Annotated in this window: 16 protein-coding genes; 9 read left to right on the forward strand and 7 right to left on the reverse strand. The window is 58.2% G+C overall.

What is annotated here, in order from left to right:
* Positions 1-528 (forward strand): extensin-like domain-containing protein (locus tag AC13QE_RS28170; RefSeq protein ID WP_488486192.1); only part of this gene is annotated, 528 nt, incomplete at its 5' end.
* Between the two features lie 49 nt (positions 529-577).
* Here the strand turns inward: AC13QE_RS28170 and AC13QE_RS28175 are convergent.
* A complete protein-coding gene (locus tag AC13QE_RS28175) occupies positions 578-1,417 on the reverse strand; it encodes a protein-L-isoaspartate O-methyltransferase family protein (RefSeq protein WP_488486193.1) in 840 nt (279 codons plus the stop codon).
* Positions 1,418-1,577: 160 nt separating this feature from the next.
* Positions 1,578-3,260 carry a formate--tetrahydrofolate ligase gene (locus tag AC13QE_RS28180; RefSeq protein ID WP_488486194.1) on the reverse strand — a complete coding sequence of 561 codons (1,683 nt, stop codon included), beginning with the start codon at positions 3,258-3,260 and terminating at the stop codon, positions 1,578-1,580.
* Between the two features lie 168 nt (positions 3,261-3,428).
* Here AC13QE_RS28180 and AC13QE_RS28185 point away from each other — a divergent pair, with 168 nt between their 5' ends.
* Positions 3,429-3,944 (forward strand): TIGR00645 family protein, encoded by a 516-nt coding sequence (locus AC13QE_RS28185; RefSeq protein WP_015340669.1) that lies wholly within the window; start codon positions 3,429-3,431, stop codon positions 3,942-3,944.
* Positions 3,945-3,958: 14 nt separating this feature from the next.
* Here AC13QE_RS28185 and AC13QE_RS28190 read toward each other — a convergent pair whose 3' ends face one another.
* Entirely contained in the window at positions 3,959-4,924 is a 966-nt protein-coding gene (locus tag AC13QE_RS28190; RefSeq protein ID WP_488486195.1) for a COG3904 family protein, read from the reverse strand.
* 566 nt (positions 4,925-5,490) lie between these two features.
* Between AC13QE_RS28190 and AC13QE_RS28195 the strand changes: the two genes are divergently transcribed.
* Positions 5,491-6,222 (forward strand): helix-turn-helix transcriptional regulator, encoded by a 732-nt coding sequence (locus tag AC13QE_RS28195; RefSeq protein WP_488486196.1) that lies wholly within the window; start codon positions 5,491-5,493, stop codon positions 6,220-6,222.
* 143 nt (positions 6,223-6,365) lie between these two features.
* On the opposite strand, the gene AC13QE_RS28200 is transcribed toward AC13QE_RS28195, so the two are convergent.
* The 4 genes from AC13QE_RS28200 to AC13QE_RS28215 form a co-directional block, all read right to left on the reverse strand.
* Positions 6,366-7,505: a DUF2333 family protein gene (locus AC13QE_RS28200; protein ID WP_488486197.1), complete on the reverse strand. Its 1,140-nt coding sequence runs from the start codon at positions 7,503-7,505 to the stop codon at positions 6,366-6,368.
* A 197-nt stretch (positions 7,506-7,702) separates the two neighbouring features.
* Positions 7,703-8,725 (reverse strand): hypothetical protein, encoded by a 1,023-nt coding sequence (locus tag AC13QE_RS28205; RefSeq protein ID WP_488486198.1) that lies wholly within the window; start codon positions 8,723-8,725, stop codon positions 7,703-7,705.
* A 69-nt stretch (positions 8,726-8,794) separates the two neighbouring features.
* The gene (locus AC13QE_RS28210) at positions 8,795-9,181 is read right to left on the reverse strand and encodes a c-type cytochrome (protein ID WP_488486199.1); all 387 of its coding nucleotides are present in this window, start codon (positions 9,179-9,181) and stop codon (positions 8,795-8,797) included.
* A gap of 90 nt (positions 9,182-9,271) precedes the next feature.
* Positions 9,272-9,853 carry a thymidine kinase gene (locus AC13QE_RS28215; RefSeq protein WP_488486200.1) on the reverse strand — a complete coding sequence of 194 codons (582 nt, stop codon included), beginning with the start codon at positions 9,851-9,853 and terminating at the stop codon, positions 9,272-9,274.
* 243 nt (positions 9,854-10,096) lie between these two features.
* Between AC13QE_RS28215 and AC13QE_RS28220 the strand changes: the two genes are divergently transcribed.
* From AC13QE_RS28220 to aptA, 6 genes are all read left to right on the forward strand, one after another.
* The gene (locus AC13QE_RS28220) at positions 10,097-11,044 is read left to right on the forward strand and encodes a choline ABC transporter substrate-binding protein (RefSeq protein ID WP_488486272.1); all 948 of its coding nucleotides are present in this window, start codon (positions 10,097-10,099) and stop codon (positions 11,042-11,044) included.
* A gap of 184 nt (positions 11,045-11,228) precedes the next feature.
* Positions 11,229-12,074 carry a choline ABC transporter permease subunit gene (gene choW, locus AC13QE_RS28225; RefSeq protein ID WP_488486201.1) on the forward strand — a complete coding sequence of 282 codons (846 nt, stop codon included), beginning with the start codon at positions 11,229-11,231 and terminating at the stop codon, positions 12,072-12,074.
* Positions 12,071-13,120: a choline ABC transporter ATP-binding protein gene (gene choV / locus AC13QE_RS28230; RefSeq protein WP_132717194.1), complete on the forward strand. Its 1,050-nt coding sequence runs from the start codon at positions 12,071-12,073 to the stop codon at positions 13,118-13,120. Before choW ends, choV begins: the two co-directional genes overlap by 4 nt.
* A 36-nt stretch (positions 13,121-13,156) precedes the next feature.
* Positions 13,157-13,648: a HugZ family pyridoxamine 5'-phosphate oxidase gene (locus tag AC13QE_RS28235; RefSeq protein WP_488486202.1), complete on the forward strand. Its 492-nt coding sequence runs from the start codon at positions 13,157-13,159 to the stop codon at positions 13,646-13,648.
* A 366-nt stretch (positions 13,649-14,014) separates the two neighbouring features.
* Positions 14,015-14,332, forward strand: coding sequence for an ArsR/SmtB family transcription factor (locus AC13QE_RS28240; protein ID WP_015340680.1), 318 nt, complete (start codon positions 14,015-14,017; stop codon positions 14,330-14,332).
* Between the two features lie 341 nt (positions 14,333-14,673).
* Positions 14,674-16,002, forward strand: a complete 1,329-nt coding sequence (gene aptA / locus AC13QE_RS28245) for an omega-aminotransferase AptA (protein ID WP_112399126.1) — start codon at positions 14,674-14,676, stop codon at positions 16,000-16,002.
* Positions 16,003-16,032: the final 30 nt, after the last annotated feature.

Consider the following 16,032-nt stretch of genomic DNA (forward strand, 5'->3'; position numbering starts at 1 on the left):
AAGGCGCTGACTGCCATCGGATCAACCTTCAAAGAGATCGCCCGCATCGATGATGGCAACGGCTGCGGCATCGACAAGCCGATCGCGCTTAGCTCCCCGCTGCCGGGCATAGAATTCAAGCCCGAAGGGCAAATGCGCTGCGAAGCTGCTCTCGCCTTGGCTCGATGGATGAAGGAAAGTGTCATTCCGTCAGCCGCGGCATTGGACAATGGCAAGATCGTCACCATCAACCAGGCCTCGACCTATGTCTGCCGGCTGCGCAACAATGCTTCCACCGGCAAGATCTCCGAGCATGCCCGCGGCAATGCCATAGATGTCGCGAGCTTCACCTTCGAAAACGGCAAGACCATCGCGATCGAGCCGCGGCGCGAAGATCCGACGCTCGCAGGCGCATTCCAGCGCGCAGCCAGCGCCTCGGCCTGCCTTTATTTCACGACCGTTCTGGACCCGGAAAGCGACGCCGCGCATGAGACCCATTTCCATCTCGACGTCATCGAGAGGAATGGCGGCTTTCGCTATTGCCACTAGAAATGCGTCGCGGAATCGACGGGGTGTTGATCTTTAAATTCTGTCATATTCAGAGACCTGCATTTGAGAACCACAGGTCTCTATAGATCGCAACCGCCGTCTCATCCGGCGCTCGATCCTGGGTGAGCCAAACCGACTGGATGGAGCGAGCCTCGCCTCCATTTGGCCTCTTCGTGGTTTGCATGGGATCGGAAGCTCCGATGCAGGGGATGAAATAGGCGGGCATCAAGGCGCGGGCGCTGAACCCCTGCTCTGCGCGTGTGATCAGGACAGCAAGCCCGACCCTATCATTCGCCTGCCAGGGCACGATGATCCGGCCGCCGAGGCGCAGCGCCTGCAACCACGATATCGGCGGCGCCACCACCCCCGCACTCACGTAGATCAGATCCGCTTGCGGAAGCTCCAGCTCGGTCGCATCGGCGCAGATGACGGAGGCGTTCTCGAACGAGGCAAGATTATCGCGGGTGCGGCTGGCCAATGCCTCATCGATCTCGACGGCGTGAACATGGCCGCCCGGTGCCACCAGCGTCGACAGAATGGCCGTGTAATATCCAGTTCCCGTGCCGATCTGGATGACCGTCTCACCGGCCTGCGGCGTGACGGCACCCAAGAAGGCAGCATGGAGAAACGGCTCGCCATTGTTGATGCCCTTGGATTTGTCCAGGGAGACCAAAACATTCTGATAGAGAAAGGCGGGATCGCTGCTTGGTGTTTCGAGATGGCGTCCCTTCACCACGATCTGCCAGGGCCCTGGCCCCATGAATGCCTCGCGCCTGACGAGGCGAAAGGCTCGTTCCAGCCTCTCATCGGAAGAATTGCTGGCCGCTGCCATCATCTTCGCATGGAAGTCCCGTATCTCATCCAAACTTGCGCGGCTGTCGGCAGTCACGATCCGCCTCCATCTTGACGATGCTTGGACCGAGCCGATTTGTTTCGGATTTCGCCAAGGTCAATAGGTTAGATATCCTACCAAAATTGGATGACAATAGCTGCGGGCGAAGCTGCCAAGCCAGCACTTCCCGACCGACAAGTTGAATCGGATTCTGAACTTAAAACAGTCCTTCGATGTATCCATGATCATTGAGAAAAATCCTCTCGGCTGCCGGCGATTTCGGCAGTCCGGGCATGGTCATGATCTCGCCGGTAATGACGACGACGAAGCCGGCCCCGGCCGAAAGTCGCACCTCGCGAACGGATACGATGTGGCCTTCGGGTGCTCCCCGGACGTTCGGATCGGTCGAGAAGGAATATTGCGTCTTCGCCATGCAGACCGGTAGATGCCCGTAACCCTGATCCTCCCAGGACCTGAGCTGATCTCGGACCGACTTGTCGGCCGTGACCTCGCCGGCATGGTAGATCTTCGAGGCGACGATCTCGATTTTCTCTAGCAAAGGAAGATTGTCAGGATAGAGCGGCTGGAATTTCGCCTGCCCGGATTCCGCAAGCTCCACCACCTTATGTGCGAGGTCGGCAATGCCGGCCGAGCCCTCGGCCCAGTGCCGGCAAAGAATCGCCTCGGCGCCGAGGCGTGCGACATAATTCTTCAGCGCCTCGATTTCGGCCTCCGTATCCGAAACGAAATGATTGATGGCGACGACGACGGGAACGCCGAACTTGCGGACATTGGCGACATGCCGGCCGAGATTGGCGCAGCCTTTCACCAGGGCTTCAACGTTCTCCCTGCCAAGATCGTCTTTCTTGACGCCGCCGTTCATCTTCAAGGCCCGCACGGTCGCGACAATTACGGCCGCATCCGGCGAAAGCCCGGATTTGCGGCATTTAATGTCGAAGAATTTTTCCGCTCCGAGATCGGCACCGAAGCCGGCTTCCGTGACCACATAATCGGCAAGCTTCAGTGCCGTGCGCGTCGCGATCACCGAATTGCAGCCATGGGCGATATTGGCGAAGGGACCGCCATGCACCAGCGCCGGATTGTTCTCCAGCGTCTGCACGAGGTTCGGCTGCATGGCGTCTTTCAGGAGCACGGCCATGGCGCCATCGGCCTTCAGATCGCGGGCATAAACCGGCGTGCGGTCGCGGCGATAGCCGATGATGATGTTGCCGAGCCGCTTTTCCAGATCCTTCAGATCGGATGCCAGGCAGAGGATCGCCATCACCTCGGAGGCAACGGTGATGTCGAAGCCGCCTTCGCGCGGAAAACCGTTCGCAACGCCGCCAAGCGACGATACGATATCGCGTAGCGCCCGATCGTTCATGTCCATCGCGCGCCGCCACGTGATGCGCCTGAGGTCGATATTCTGCTCGTTGCCCCAGTAGATGTGATTGTCGATCAGCGCCGCAAGCAGATTATGGGCCGACGTGATCGCGTGGAAATCGCCGGTGAAATGGAGGTTGATATCCTCCATCGGGATGACCTGCGCATAGCCACCGCCGGCAGCGCCGCCCTTCACGCCGAAACACGGACCGAGCGAGGCCTCGCGCACGCAGACTACCGCCTTCTTGCCGATGCGGTTCAGGCCGTCGCCGAGGCCAACCGTCGTCGTGGTCTTGCCCTCGCCCGCCGGCGTCGGATTGATCGCCGTGACGAGGATCAGCTTGCCATCCTTCTTGTCAGCCTGCGCTGCAATGAACGCGGCACCGATCTTTGCCTTGTCGTAGCCGTAAGGTGCGAGATCTTCCGCCGGAATCCCGAGCTTTGCGCCGATCTCCATAATCGGCAGCTTCTTTGCTGCGCGCGCAATCTCGATATCGGATGCCACGGTCGTCGCCATAAGTCTCGCCCCCAAACATACGGTCATTTCCCTGTCGGGATAAACCAATATCTATCGGGTGTGAATAGTGGCGAAGTACTCTGTTCGTCGAAACGCACCGCCTTGTCTCACGACGCAGGCATGCCTATTTTCGGCGTCCAATGAAAACCGAGAAGGAAAGATAAAGATATGAAGTCCCTGGAATTGCTGGTCGAGCGCATCATCCTCTCCAGTCGCTGGCTCCTGGTGATCTTCTATCTCGGCCTTGCCGCTTCGCTCGCCGTCTACGCCGTTTCGTTCGCCTATAAGTTCTACAAGGTGGCGATCAACGTCTTCGCCTATGACGAAGCCGACATGATCCTCGCCATTCTCGGCCTCATCGACGCCGCATTGGTGGCAAGCCTCATCGTCATGGTAATGATTTCCGGCTACGAGAATTTCGTCAGCCGCTTCGATGAGGCCGAAAATGGAGGCGAGGTTTCCTTCATCGGCAAGCTCGATTCAGGCAGCCTGAAGATCAAGGTCGCCTCCTCGATCGTCGCCATTTCCTCGATCCACCTGCTACAGATCTTCCTGAACGCTACTCAATACGACAACGCCAAGCTGATGTGGTTCACGATCATCCACCTGGCCTTCGTCGTGTCCGCGCTATTGTTGGGCTTTCTGGAAAAGATCATGGCGAAAGCAAAAGCCAAAGATAGCTGAGGCCGGACGAGCGGCTACTTGCCGGCCATTGCCGATGCGCTGGTCATCGGCGCAGCGGTCGTCGACGGTGCCGGCGCGACACAATCGGAAATCGATTGATTTTCGTTGCAGTTGCGCGCCGAGACTAGAGCGTCGGCATCGGCAAGCTCTGTCGTCAGCTTGAGCCTCAACGCATCCATCTGCGAAAGCAGATGGATGCCGTTCGGGTCAGTTCCAAGCATCAGATCGACAAGTCCCCGGTCCACACCCATTTTGTCAAGGAAACTCACCAGCCTCGCCCTCTGCGCCTTGTCGAGCTTCGTCGTATCGTATTTACCGACGAATTTGCGGCCGATTTCCTTCTTGGAGATGATCTTGCGCCTGCCGTCCACCATCTCATATTCGGTGCGGTACTGGACGCGCACTTCGCTATAGGTGGTGGTGATCTGATGAACGCCCAGCAGCGCGAAGGGACTGGAAACGCGCTGAACGCCGCCTGCAAAAAACAGCGGGCAGGCCGAAAAGCAGATTGCGCCGTCGGAAAATGGCTGACCTGTGATCGAGCCGTCCTTGGCAAAAGCAGCCGAGCAGATCGGCTCGGCATAGGGGCACGCCCGCGAGCGGGTACGGCCGACTGCGATCGAAAGCTTTTGCTTGCGAATGATGCGAGCCATCTCCATCGCTGCCTTGACATCGCCCCCCGGCGAACTGACGACGATGGGCAGTTTACGGTTGCCCACCTGCTTCAGGACTTTCTGCAGCTTCCGCGGCGTATCCGCCATGATCTGCCCTTCGGCGGAGACCCAGTCCGGGCAAGTGCTATCGGCTCGGCATTGGCCCATCTCACCGTGAACGAGCAAAAACTCCATCGGCGCGCCAGCGACAGCGCCGGCAGCTTCGGCCAGCATAGGCGAAACCAGAAAAAGCGAAACGCCGGTGACGAACCACAACAGCGTTTGACAACAGCGCGCCCCAAGCTGCGGAAAGAAGCGAAAATTCATAAGCTATACGCCTGCAAGCGATTACCTTGGCAAGACCGATAGCAACCGCTTTAGGCCTCCGCAAGGCGCACTGACACGGCGACGCATCATTTGAATAAAACTCATGGCCGCCTTCACGGAAAGCCTCGCGTGCAAAGAAGTACGTTTCCAAAAATTGGCTGCCGGCGCACTCAAAAGCGTGAGATTTCATGCCAGCTTATGCCGTGGGCGATAAACTGCGAACGGTACAAAACAGGCATTCCTGAATGCGCCGCCCAAAGCGCAGAACCCAGTTCAAAACCTCGGTTTCAGGCTTAATTTTGACATAGTAGGGAAGCGTCACGAGACCTCTTCGATCGTCCCAGCGATGACGTCAAATGTATGATCGCGTCGGGATCCGGCCAACCAAAGGGTGGTCGCGGGCACTTATCGCCCATTTTGGGCGAAGCCTGGGGGAATTGTATGTTTAAATATTAAAATATATGAAAATGAAAATTATTTCTGGCCGTGTGGTATTTTTGCGTCTAGCATTCACTCATAAATCGAGTATTTGATACCGATACCACGCCGCGGACACCTTAACTCATATGTCCTATATCATTACCGCCGAGAGACAATTGCTGCTTTCTGCCGAGTTGGCTGCCGCTCGGACACAGGCGGCGTTTGCAATGGGCCTGGAACGGACGGGATCGGCTTTTGGTTTCAGCCACGTGGCCCTGATGAACGCGCCGGTTCCCGATGATACGATGATGACGCCGCTGCTTATCGAGGGGACGGTGCCTGCACAGTTCGTGCGTGAGTTCGATCGACATCATCTGGTTCGCCGCTGCCCCATGCTGCTGCGCACGCGTGATTCAGTGATGCCGCGCGCGTGGCATCTGCTGGAAAAAGATGCCGAACCTGACGCCGATGTGCCGGGCGAGCTTCGAGCACTCCTGATTAGCTACAATTGTCCGATGAGCGTCGTAATCCCGGTCAATGCTCCGGATGGCCAGCGCCTCGTTTTCTGGTTCATGGGCAATCGCAACAGCCTCGGCCAGAGTGAAATCAACGAACTCACCTTGATCATGCTGCAGGCGCTCGATTCCTATAACTGCCTCAAGCGCAACGGTGGTGCCGCGCCGCATTCGCTTTCGGCACGCGAGCTGGAAGTGGTCCGCTGGACGGCCCAAGGCAAGACCTCGATCGAGATCGGCCAGATTCTTTCGCTCTCCGATCATACGGTCAACGCCTATATGATGAACGCGATCAAGAAGCTCGATTGTGTCAACCGTACCCAACTCGTCGCAAAAGCCATCCGCCTAAAGCTGATCAGCTAGAGCTTTTCTTCGAATCACGAAAACGCGCTATCTTCTTGTTTTACGCGGTTCCGGACGCAAGACTGCTTCACACTTTTGCTGGAACTGCTCTCGCTGAACTCTCCTTCAAGTGCTCTCTAAATTGAACCCGGCAGCCGGCCCCGTTAGCGACCGCCCAGGACCGTGCGGATTTCCACGAGGCTCGAGCGCACCCGCAGAATATGGAAGCCCATGGTTGCAAGATGGCTCGGCATGAAGGAGCTGTCTTCAGGCCCATTGGAAATGATGAAAGGTTGAATGCGCAAAGCCGTCTGCAGCTGCGTCGTGACATCGGCCCAGAGCGTGGCGACATTGCGTTCGGCGATCACCTGCTGGAAATCCGAGCGGGCGGCCATCAGGATACCATAGCTCGCGTAAAGCTGCCCATAAGCAAACCAGAAGCGATCGTCAGCCCGCATATCCAGCCAGCCATAGCTGTGATCCCCCGCCCTCTTGGCCAATATATCCGCCGTGCTGCCGAGATCGTTGGCAATGTGGTCGACGAACTGCAGAAGATTGTCGGCACGCCCGTCAAAAATCGCCTTGCAGTTGCCGAGGTCACCATTGAAGCTGCGCAGATTGCTCATCGCAGCGCGATAATAGCTTGGGCTCGGGGTTTTCGGTCCGAAGGGATGCAGGCCGAAATACCAGCTCGACTCGTCGAACTGCAGGTTGCCGCGCGCCTTCTGCAGATCGCTGTTGATGCCGGATGTTCCACGCACGCGGCCGAGCGTATCGACCAACTCCGCCGAGGTGCGGCGAACGACCGAATTGATGCCCCGCTGGAAGGAAGCCTTGTTGTCGAGGAAGGGCGTGTCATCCCATGAAATGCCGAAGAAGCCGAGCTTGTAAAGCAGCATCGAGGAAATCCAGGCATTCTGGTTGACGTTGAAATCGATCAGATCGGTGGCAACGTCGACGACAGCCGAGGTTTGGCAGGTCTTAGGTGCTGTTGCAGCCGCCTGCTGACCGTCCGTCGCAGGCAACTCCTGTCCGGCGGAATATTTGCGCTCGGAGAATTTGTAGACGTCCGGATAGGCCGGATTGAACCCGGTCCAGACCTGCGTTTGCCAAACGAAATAGACATAAAGCAGCGCCATCAGCGCCACGAAGGCAGCAAGCGGCAGCTTGATCAGCCAGTTGCGCTGCCGATACCAGCCATGAGCGGCGAGAAATGGCCAGCTTAGCCCAACGAAAACCAGCCCCAGCCAGCGTGCGATAGCGGCCCAGATCCGCTTGAAGAACGCCGTGATCGAGTCAAGCATGGACACGCCTCCTAAACCCTACCGCGCATCCTGCCGACACGCGAAGGACGCACCACACCAACCTGCGCAATGGACGCCGCGAAAATCGCCGCGGTCCTCGGATCATTAAGTCCTTATCGCCACTCGCGTTCCAGCAGATATGTGTTCTTGGGAAAAACAACAACCGTCCGAACGGAATTTTCCGTGACGGACAGCAATCAACCCTCAGGTTGCGTCTCTGCCGCCACTTCCCCCGGATCTGAGGATGCATGCAGCGGATGAGGCTCCAACCGTCGTTTGAAGACAGCATCGACATGAGCCTTACGCACGGCAAGATCATGCCCCGCCAGCACATTTGCCTCGAAGGCCTGGATCAGGCTCTCGACCGCTCCCGTTCGCGAAACCCTAATCGATGCCGGCTCCACTTCTGACGCCAATGCCTTGAGGAGGGCGATCCGCTGCTCGATATCGACGCTCAGCTTGGCCGCCATCGCGCCGATGGCGGCGATCTGATTGTTCAGGGCAGCCGCCAGCCCTTCGTAAATGTCTGTGAGGCGCTGCCGCACGGTACGGCGGGATTGAAGCACCTGTTCTTGCCGCCGAATGTCATCCTGCTCGGTCACCAGAGCGCGATAGTCCGCTTCGAGTTCGGACTGCAGATCGGCATGGCGTGAAGATGGGCGGTTGCGCCTCTGATACATGAGCTTTTCCGCCAGGACGTCGGCCCGGCGCTGCACCTCTTCTATCTCGAAATCGAGCTTCCTGCGCCTCTCGATCACGCCTTCGAGTTGAAGTTCGCATTCACGAAAGCACCGGGAGAATACGGGTCTCGCCTGCTTGAAAAGAAGATCGAGTTCAGCCGATACCGCAAGGGTCGCGTCGACATTGACGATGATCTCAGCCGGCCCCATGGGTCTGCGTGCAAGCACCCGGCTGAGCAAGCCTGCATTTTCAAGGCCGATCCTCTCATTGAACAATCGTCGATGCTGCAGATCAGCCTCATCGGTCGCATGATCCAGCTCTTTGACGAGCGACAGGGCGACTGATTTCCAACGGTCGAGTAATTCGACCGCTTCGCGAACAAATGCCTCTTCGACGGGAAAATTAACGGCTGCGGCGTGCTCGCTGTCCCTGGCGTGGCGGGCGAGCGTCGCTACTGCCGAATTCGCGTCATTCATAGCGTCTTCGAGCGTCGTGCGCGCCCTGTCGAGCGTGCCATCGAAGGAATGAGGCCTGAGCATGAAAACATTCCCTCCCCTACCTTTGGCGCAAGACTAGCTGCTTCCGGAGGCGAAGGAAATGCTTGGAAGCTACTGAGCAGCGGCCGGGTTCTTCAGATAGGCGATAAGATTGTCGAGATCCTTGTCGCTTTTCAGGCCTGGAAACGCCATCCGGGTGCCTTTGACGAGGAATTGCGGCGCAGGCAGATATTTCCGCAGCAACGCCTCATCCCAGACCTTGCCATCAGCCCCGAACGCCCTCATCGCCGGCGAGTAGGCGTAATCCGGCTTGCTTGCGACGGCTCGCCCGACGATCCCTATCAGCGAGGGACCGACGCGATTATCAGGGCCGGTCGCCGTGTGACATGCCCCGCATCTCTTGAAAACGACGGCACCGGCGGCCGCATCGCCATCCGCGAGCACAAAGGAAGCCGAAGCAAACAGGATGACCGCCGACGCCAGACATTGCAGTTTCATTGTCTCTCCCCGTCAGCCTCGACTTCGATACGCAATTATCGTGCCGAAAATAGTCAGAACCGCCATCGAAAGCCTGCACGAGCGGCTGCTTCACTCGCAGGTAATCGCCTCTTCCCAATGACGACGGCAGAGCGAAACATATTTGTCGCTGCCGCCGATCTCGATCTGCGCGCCTTCGCGGACGACATTGCCGGCAGCGTCCAAGCGCACCACCATCGTCGCCTTGCGCCCACAATGGCAAATGGTGCGCACCTCACGCAATTCGTCGGCGATGGTCAGCAGCTCCTGCGATCCCGGAAAAAGATGTCCATGGAAATCCGTGCGCAGCCCGTAGGTCATGACCGGAAGCTCGAGGCGGTCGACGATATGGGCAAGCTGCCAGACCTGCTCGCGCGTCAGAAATTGGGCCTCATCGACGAAGACGCAGGCAAGCGGCTCCTTTGCATGCATTTCATCGACCATCGCATAGAGATCGTCGCTGGTTTCGAACGGCAGGGCATCCATCGTCAGTCCGATGCGCGAAGCGATCGTGCCACGCCCGGCGCGATCGTCGAGAGCTGCGATGAAGGCCGCGGTGCGCATGCCGCGCTCCTGATAATTATAGGCGGCCTGCAGCAGCATGGTCGATTTGCCGGCATTCATCGTCGAATAATGGAAGTAGAGCTTGGCCATGACATTCTCCTTGAATGCTTCATGGGAGCTGCGCGACAATAAGGAAAGATAGTCTCGGCGAAAACCACAGGATTCAGGCGTGTTTCGCCGAAGGGCCAAAAGCCTTGGCCAGCGGCGGACAGAAAAAGGCGGGCGTCGCATTCAGCCCCCTCAAACCGCCGCAAATACACTGTGGTCGCTTGAAAATGTCAGTTATTGATGGTTGCTTGGGAACGTTAGACTGGGAGTCACGCAATGATAAAAATGACCCTTACTGCATTCGCTTTCGCTTCAACTCTCTCCGCATTGACATTGGGAGCCACCACAGCCTCCGCAGCCGAACCGGCAAGCTGTGGCACCGTACATTTTGCCGATGTGGGCTGGACCGATATCACCTCCACCACGGCAACCGCCTCCGTTCTTCTGAAGGCACTCGGCTACGACACGGACGTCAAGGTGCTCGCTGTCCCGGTGACCTACCAGTCCCTGAAGAACAAGGACATCGACGTCTTCCTCGGCAACTGGATGCCCTCCATGGCCGAGAACATCAAGCCTTTCGCCGCAGACAAGTCGGTCGAAACCGTGCGCGCCAACCTGGAAGGCGCCAAGTACACGCTCGCGACCAACGAAAAGGGTGCCGCCCTCGGCATCAAGGACTTCAAGGATATCGCCGCTCATAAGGACGATCTCGACGGCAAAATTTACGGCATCGAGCCGGGCAACGACGGCAACCGTCTGGTGATCGACATGGTCGACAAGAACACCTTCGGCCTCAAGGGCTTCGAAGTGGTCGAGTCCTCCGAGCAGGGCATGCTGGCGCAGGTGTCCCGTGCCGACAAGGAAGGCAAGCCGATCATCTTCCTCGGCTGGGCGCCGCATCCGATGAACACCACCTACAAGATGACCTATCTCACCGGCGGTGATGACGTGTTCGGACCGAACTTCGGTGGTGCGACGGTCTATACCAACGTCCGGGCCGGCTACCTGCAGGAATGCCCGAACGTCGGCGCCTTCGTCAAGAATCTCGTCTTCTCGCTGCCGATGGAAAACGAAATCATGGGCAAGATCCTGAACGACAGCAAGGAGCCGGAAGCGGCTGCCACCGAATGGCTGAAGGCCAATCCGTCGGCGGTCACGCCCTGGCTTGCCGGCGTCACCACCAAGGATGGCGGCGACGGCCTGGCGGCGGTCAAGGCCAAGCTCGGCCTGTAATACGAGGATGGATGGAGGGGCGGCCAAACCGCCCCTTTCTCTTCCTTGAGCGGACTGCTTGCTTTCGCGTCCCGCCATCACTCGGACAATGGTCCGCCTGGCGTGACAGACCGTTATTCTACGGCGGCACCTCCGGCATCATACGCAACCATCGGAAACGCCGCCCCCAATCGTGGGCAAAGATGTGAACTGGTTAACCGATTACCGCATCCCCATCGGGCCGTGGGCCAAAGCCGTCGTCGATTGGCTGACGAGCAATGTCACATGGTTCTTCGACGGCCTTTCCTTCTTGGTCGCGCACGGAATCAAAGGGCTGCTGTTCCTTTTGCAGGCACCGCATCCGCTGATCGTCGTCGTCGCCTTCACGGCAATTGCCTATTGGATGCGCCGGAGCGTCACCATCACGGTCCTCACCCTGATCGGCCTGCTGATCACCATCAACCAGGGCTATTGGAAAGAGACGACTGAGACGCTGGCACTGGTATTGGCCTCCACCTTCGTATGCATGCTGGTGGGCGTGCCCCTCGGCATCGCGGCAGCACGCCGTCCCTGGCTTTACTCCATCATGCGGCCGATACTCGATCTGATGCAGACCATCCCGACCTTCGTGTATCTGGTGCCGGCAATGATCCTGCTCGGTCTCGGCATGGTCCCGGGCCTGGTTGCCACAGTCGTCTTTGCTCTTCCCGCACCGATCCGCATGACTCGCCTCGGCATCATTTCCACTCCCCCTTCGCTCGTGGAGGCCGCTGAATCCTTCGGTGCGACGCCTCGCCAGGTTCTGCGCAAGGTCGAGCTGCCCTTTGCCACGCCGCAGATTATGGCTGGCCTGACGCAGACCATCATGCTGTCACTCTCGATGGTCTCGATCGCGGCACTCGTCGGCGCCCCCGGGCTCGGCGTGCCCGTGCTGCGCGCACTGAATAGCGTCAACGTCGCCAAGAGCTTCGATTCCGGCGCCTGCATCGTCATCCTGGCGATCATTCTCGACCGTATGTTCCGCGCGCCCGGCGAAGGAGACCACTCATGACCGTCGCCGTCGATTTCAAAAATGTCAGCATCATCTTCGGCGATCGTCCAGATGCCGCCCTGAAACTCGTCGACGGAGGCAAGTCGCGCGACGAGATCGGTAAATCCACCGGCATGGTGCTCGGTGTAGCCAATGCCTCACTGCAAATCGAAGAGGGCGAAATTCTCGTGCTCATGGGTCTGTCCGGCTCCGGCAAATCGACGCTGTTGCGCGCCGTCAACGGACTTGCGCCTGTGGTGCGTGGCGAGGTCGTCGTCAACACAAAGACCGGCCCGATCAACCCCTACACCTGCAGCCCCAAGGCGCTGCGTGACCTGCGCATGCACACCGTCTCCATGGTCTTCCAGCAGTTCGCCCTGCTGCCATGGCGGACGGTCGCCGACAATGTCGGCTTCGGGCTCGAGCTTGCCGGCGTGCCGGATGCCGAGCGCAAGAAGCGGGTCGACGAGCAGCTACAGCTCGTCAACCTCACGCAATGGGCCAATCGCAAGGTCAATGAACTTTCGGGCGGCATGCAGCAGCGCGTCGGTCTCGCCCGTGCCTTTGCAACCGGAGCGCCGATCCTGCTCATGGATGAGCCGTTCTCCGCGCTCGACCCGCTGATCCGCACCCGCCTGCAGGACGAACTCCTGGAATTCCAGCGCCGCCTGAAGCGCACGATCCTGTTCGTCAGCCACGATCTGGACGAGGCATTCCGCATCGGCAACCGCATCGCCATCATGGAAAGCGGCCATATCATTCAGTGCGGAACGCCGCAGGAGATCGTTAAGAACCCTGCCGACCAATATGTTGCCGACTTCGTGCAGCACATGAACCCGATCAGCATGCTGACGGCGCGGGATGTCATGCAGCAGGGCGTCGGACATTCAGCCAATGCAGGTTCCGTCACCGCGACGGCAACCGCCGCGACACCGCTCATCGATATCCTCGACGCCTTGACGCGCCAGCCGGGCAATATCGGCGTTGTTGACAATGGCACGATTATCGGAACGATCTCCGCGCAAGACGTGGTGTCGGGCCTAACCAGCCACCGGCGAAAGGAGTAGTCGTTCGCGACTGCTCCTCAATTCATGGAGCAGGGAATGAACGACAAGCCATCGGTGCTGAGGGAAACGGATGAGGATGCGCGCATTCAAGCGCGCGACCTCATGCGCACTGCCTCACACGCAGCCTTGGCCGTCATCGATCCCGACACCGGCTTTCCCTCCGTCAGCCGCGTCCTGACTGCCATGGATGCCGATGGCGCTCCAGTCATCCTGGTCTCCGGCCTCTCCTCACATACCAAGGCTTTGATGAAGGACAGCCGCGCTTCGGCGCTCTTCGGCGAGCCTGGCAAGGGCGATCCTCTCGCCCATCCTCGCCTGACCCTACGCTGCAGCGCGGAGCGCATCGATCGGCAAAGCCAAGCGCACGATCGCATCCGAACGCTTTTTCTCGATCGCCATCCGAAATCCAAGCTCTATATCGACTTTCCGGACTTCTGCTTCTTCCGCCTCGTTCCTCTCGATGCCAGCCTGAACGGCGGCTTCGGAAGGGCTTATATCTTGTCCTCACAGGACCTAATGATGCTTTAAACCGAAAACAAAGCGCGCCGGCAATAAATCATACAATAGTGCGAGAATTAGTAGTCAGACAGCTCGAAGTAGAAATGGCTGATATTGGCGGGTTGCAAATCTCCGGTGACCAAATTTGGCATATTTGCTGCTCCGAAACGATAAAAATCGACCTATTTTGGTCTAATCGAGCCCCTAGATCGGACGTTAGGGACGCTTGCATCATCGCCGGAGCATCATACGTACATATCTAAAACAGCATACTCGATACCTTAAATTTAGGTATATACAATCTTCGACTGGTCTTGGTATTGTTAGATATCGGTAAGGACCGGGTTGGAAATAGCACAGTTTCTGATGTACGCTCCGCATTGGGAAGTTTAAAAGATGAAGACAAGAGATTTGGCCGAACACTCTAATGTTGCGGCAGCATTATTATCAGCAATGGCGAACCCGAAGCGTCTTTTGATCCTTTGCAGTCTCGTTAAAGGCGAAGTTCCAGTTGGCGTTCTTGCCAATCAGGTCGGACTGAGCCAATCAGCACTTTCCCAGCATCTTTCGAAGCTTCGTGCCCAAAAGCTGGTCAAGACGCGTCGTGATGCTCAAACTATTTACTACTCCAGCACATCGGAATCCGTGATCCGTGTTCTCGAAACGCTGGAAGACATTTATTGCGAGCCGGAAAAAAGTAGATCGGCTGCCTAAGAGCTAAGATAGCTCCCGGCCTGTCGACGTATGATCTTTTGGGACAATTTAAATCTCGAAAGATCGACTTGCTTTCATTACCAGGTGTTTTACTGCTTTAACTGGCAAATCCTTGGATTTGCCAGTTTTTTCATATTGAGACTACCTCACGGTGCTTCGCGGCCCGTTTTCCTCTCCGACATGTCGACACGCATTCTTCGACGCTCAACCTGTCGCCCTCACCGTCATCTTTGCCTTGACGCCAAAAAGGCGGCTGATAATTTGACCAAGCAGTAAATATAATAGCGCGGCGTAGGCCGTAGCCGGGAAATGGCCCCCGGAATTGGCCATTGGAGAACAGCATGTCGGACCGTTTGAATGCCGCCCCCAACGATTTGCGCGCCTTCTGGATGCCGTTTACGGCCAACCGCCAGTTCAAGAAGGAACCGCGCCTCTTCGTCAGCGCCAAGGATATGTATTACACCACCCATGACGGTCGGCAGGTGCTGGATGGAACTGCGGGCCTGTGGTGCGTAAACGCCGGGCACTGCCGTCCGAAGATCACCGAGGCCATCCGCCAGCAGGCAGGCGAACTCGACTACGCACCTGCCTTCCAGCTCGGCCACCCTAAGGCTTTCGAGCTGGCGAACCGGCTGGTCGATATTGCCCCTGAGGGTATGGACCACGTTCTTTACACCAACTCCGGTTCGGAATCGGTCGAAACCGCGCTCAAGGTCGCTCTCGCCTATCACCGCGTGAAGGGCAATGGCTCGCGCTTCCGCCTCATCGGCCGCGAGCGCGGCTATCACGGTGTCAATTTCGGCGGCATCTCCGTCGGCGGCATCGTCACCAACCGCAAGATGTTCGGCACGCTGCTGACCGGCGTCGACCACATGCCGCACACCCATGTGCCCGGCAAGAACGCCTTCACGCGCGGCGAGCCAGAGCATGGCGGCGATATTGCCAGCGAACTGGAGCGTATCGTCACTCTGCATGACGCCTCGACGATCGCGGCCGTCATCGTCGAGCCGGTCGCCGGCTCCACCGGTGTGCTCATCCCGCCGAAGGGCTATCTGCAGAAACTGCGCGAAATCTGCACCAAGCACGGCATCCTGCTGATCTTCGACGAAGTCATCACCGGCTTCGGCCGTCTCGGCACCCCCTTTGCCGCCCAATATTATGATGTGAAGCCGGATATCATCACGACAGCCAAGGGCCTGACCAACGGCGTCATTCCGATGGGCGCGGTCTTCGTCACCTCGGAGATTCACGACGCCTTCATGCAGGGACCCGAGCACATGATCGAGTTCTTCCATGGCTACACCTATTCCGGCAACCCGATCGCCTCGGCCGCTGCATTGGCGACGCTGGACACCTACAAGGAAGAAGGCCTGCTCACGCGCGCAGCCGAACTCTCCGACTACTGGGCCGACGCTCTGCACTCCCTGAAAGATTGCCCGAACGTCATCGACATTAGAAACACCGGCCTGATCGGCGCCATCGAGCTCGATCCCATCGCCGGTGAACCCACCAAACGCGCCTTCACCGCCTTCCTAAAGGCCTATGAAAAGGGCCTCCTGATCCGCACCACCGGCGACATCATCGCGCTGTCGCCGCCGCTGATCATCGAGAAACATCACATCGACGAGCTGTTCGGCAAGCTGAGAGAGATCTTGCAGAATAATATCTGAGGCATAAGCTCAAACAATCTCCGCCCCTCA

Source organism: Martinezella sp. CNPSo 3957, from assembly GCF_057784395.1.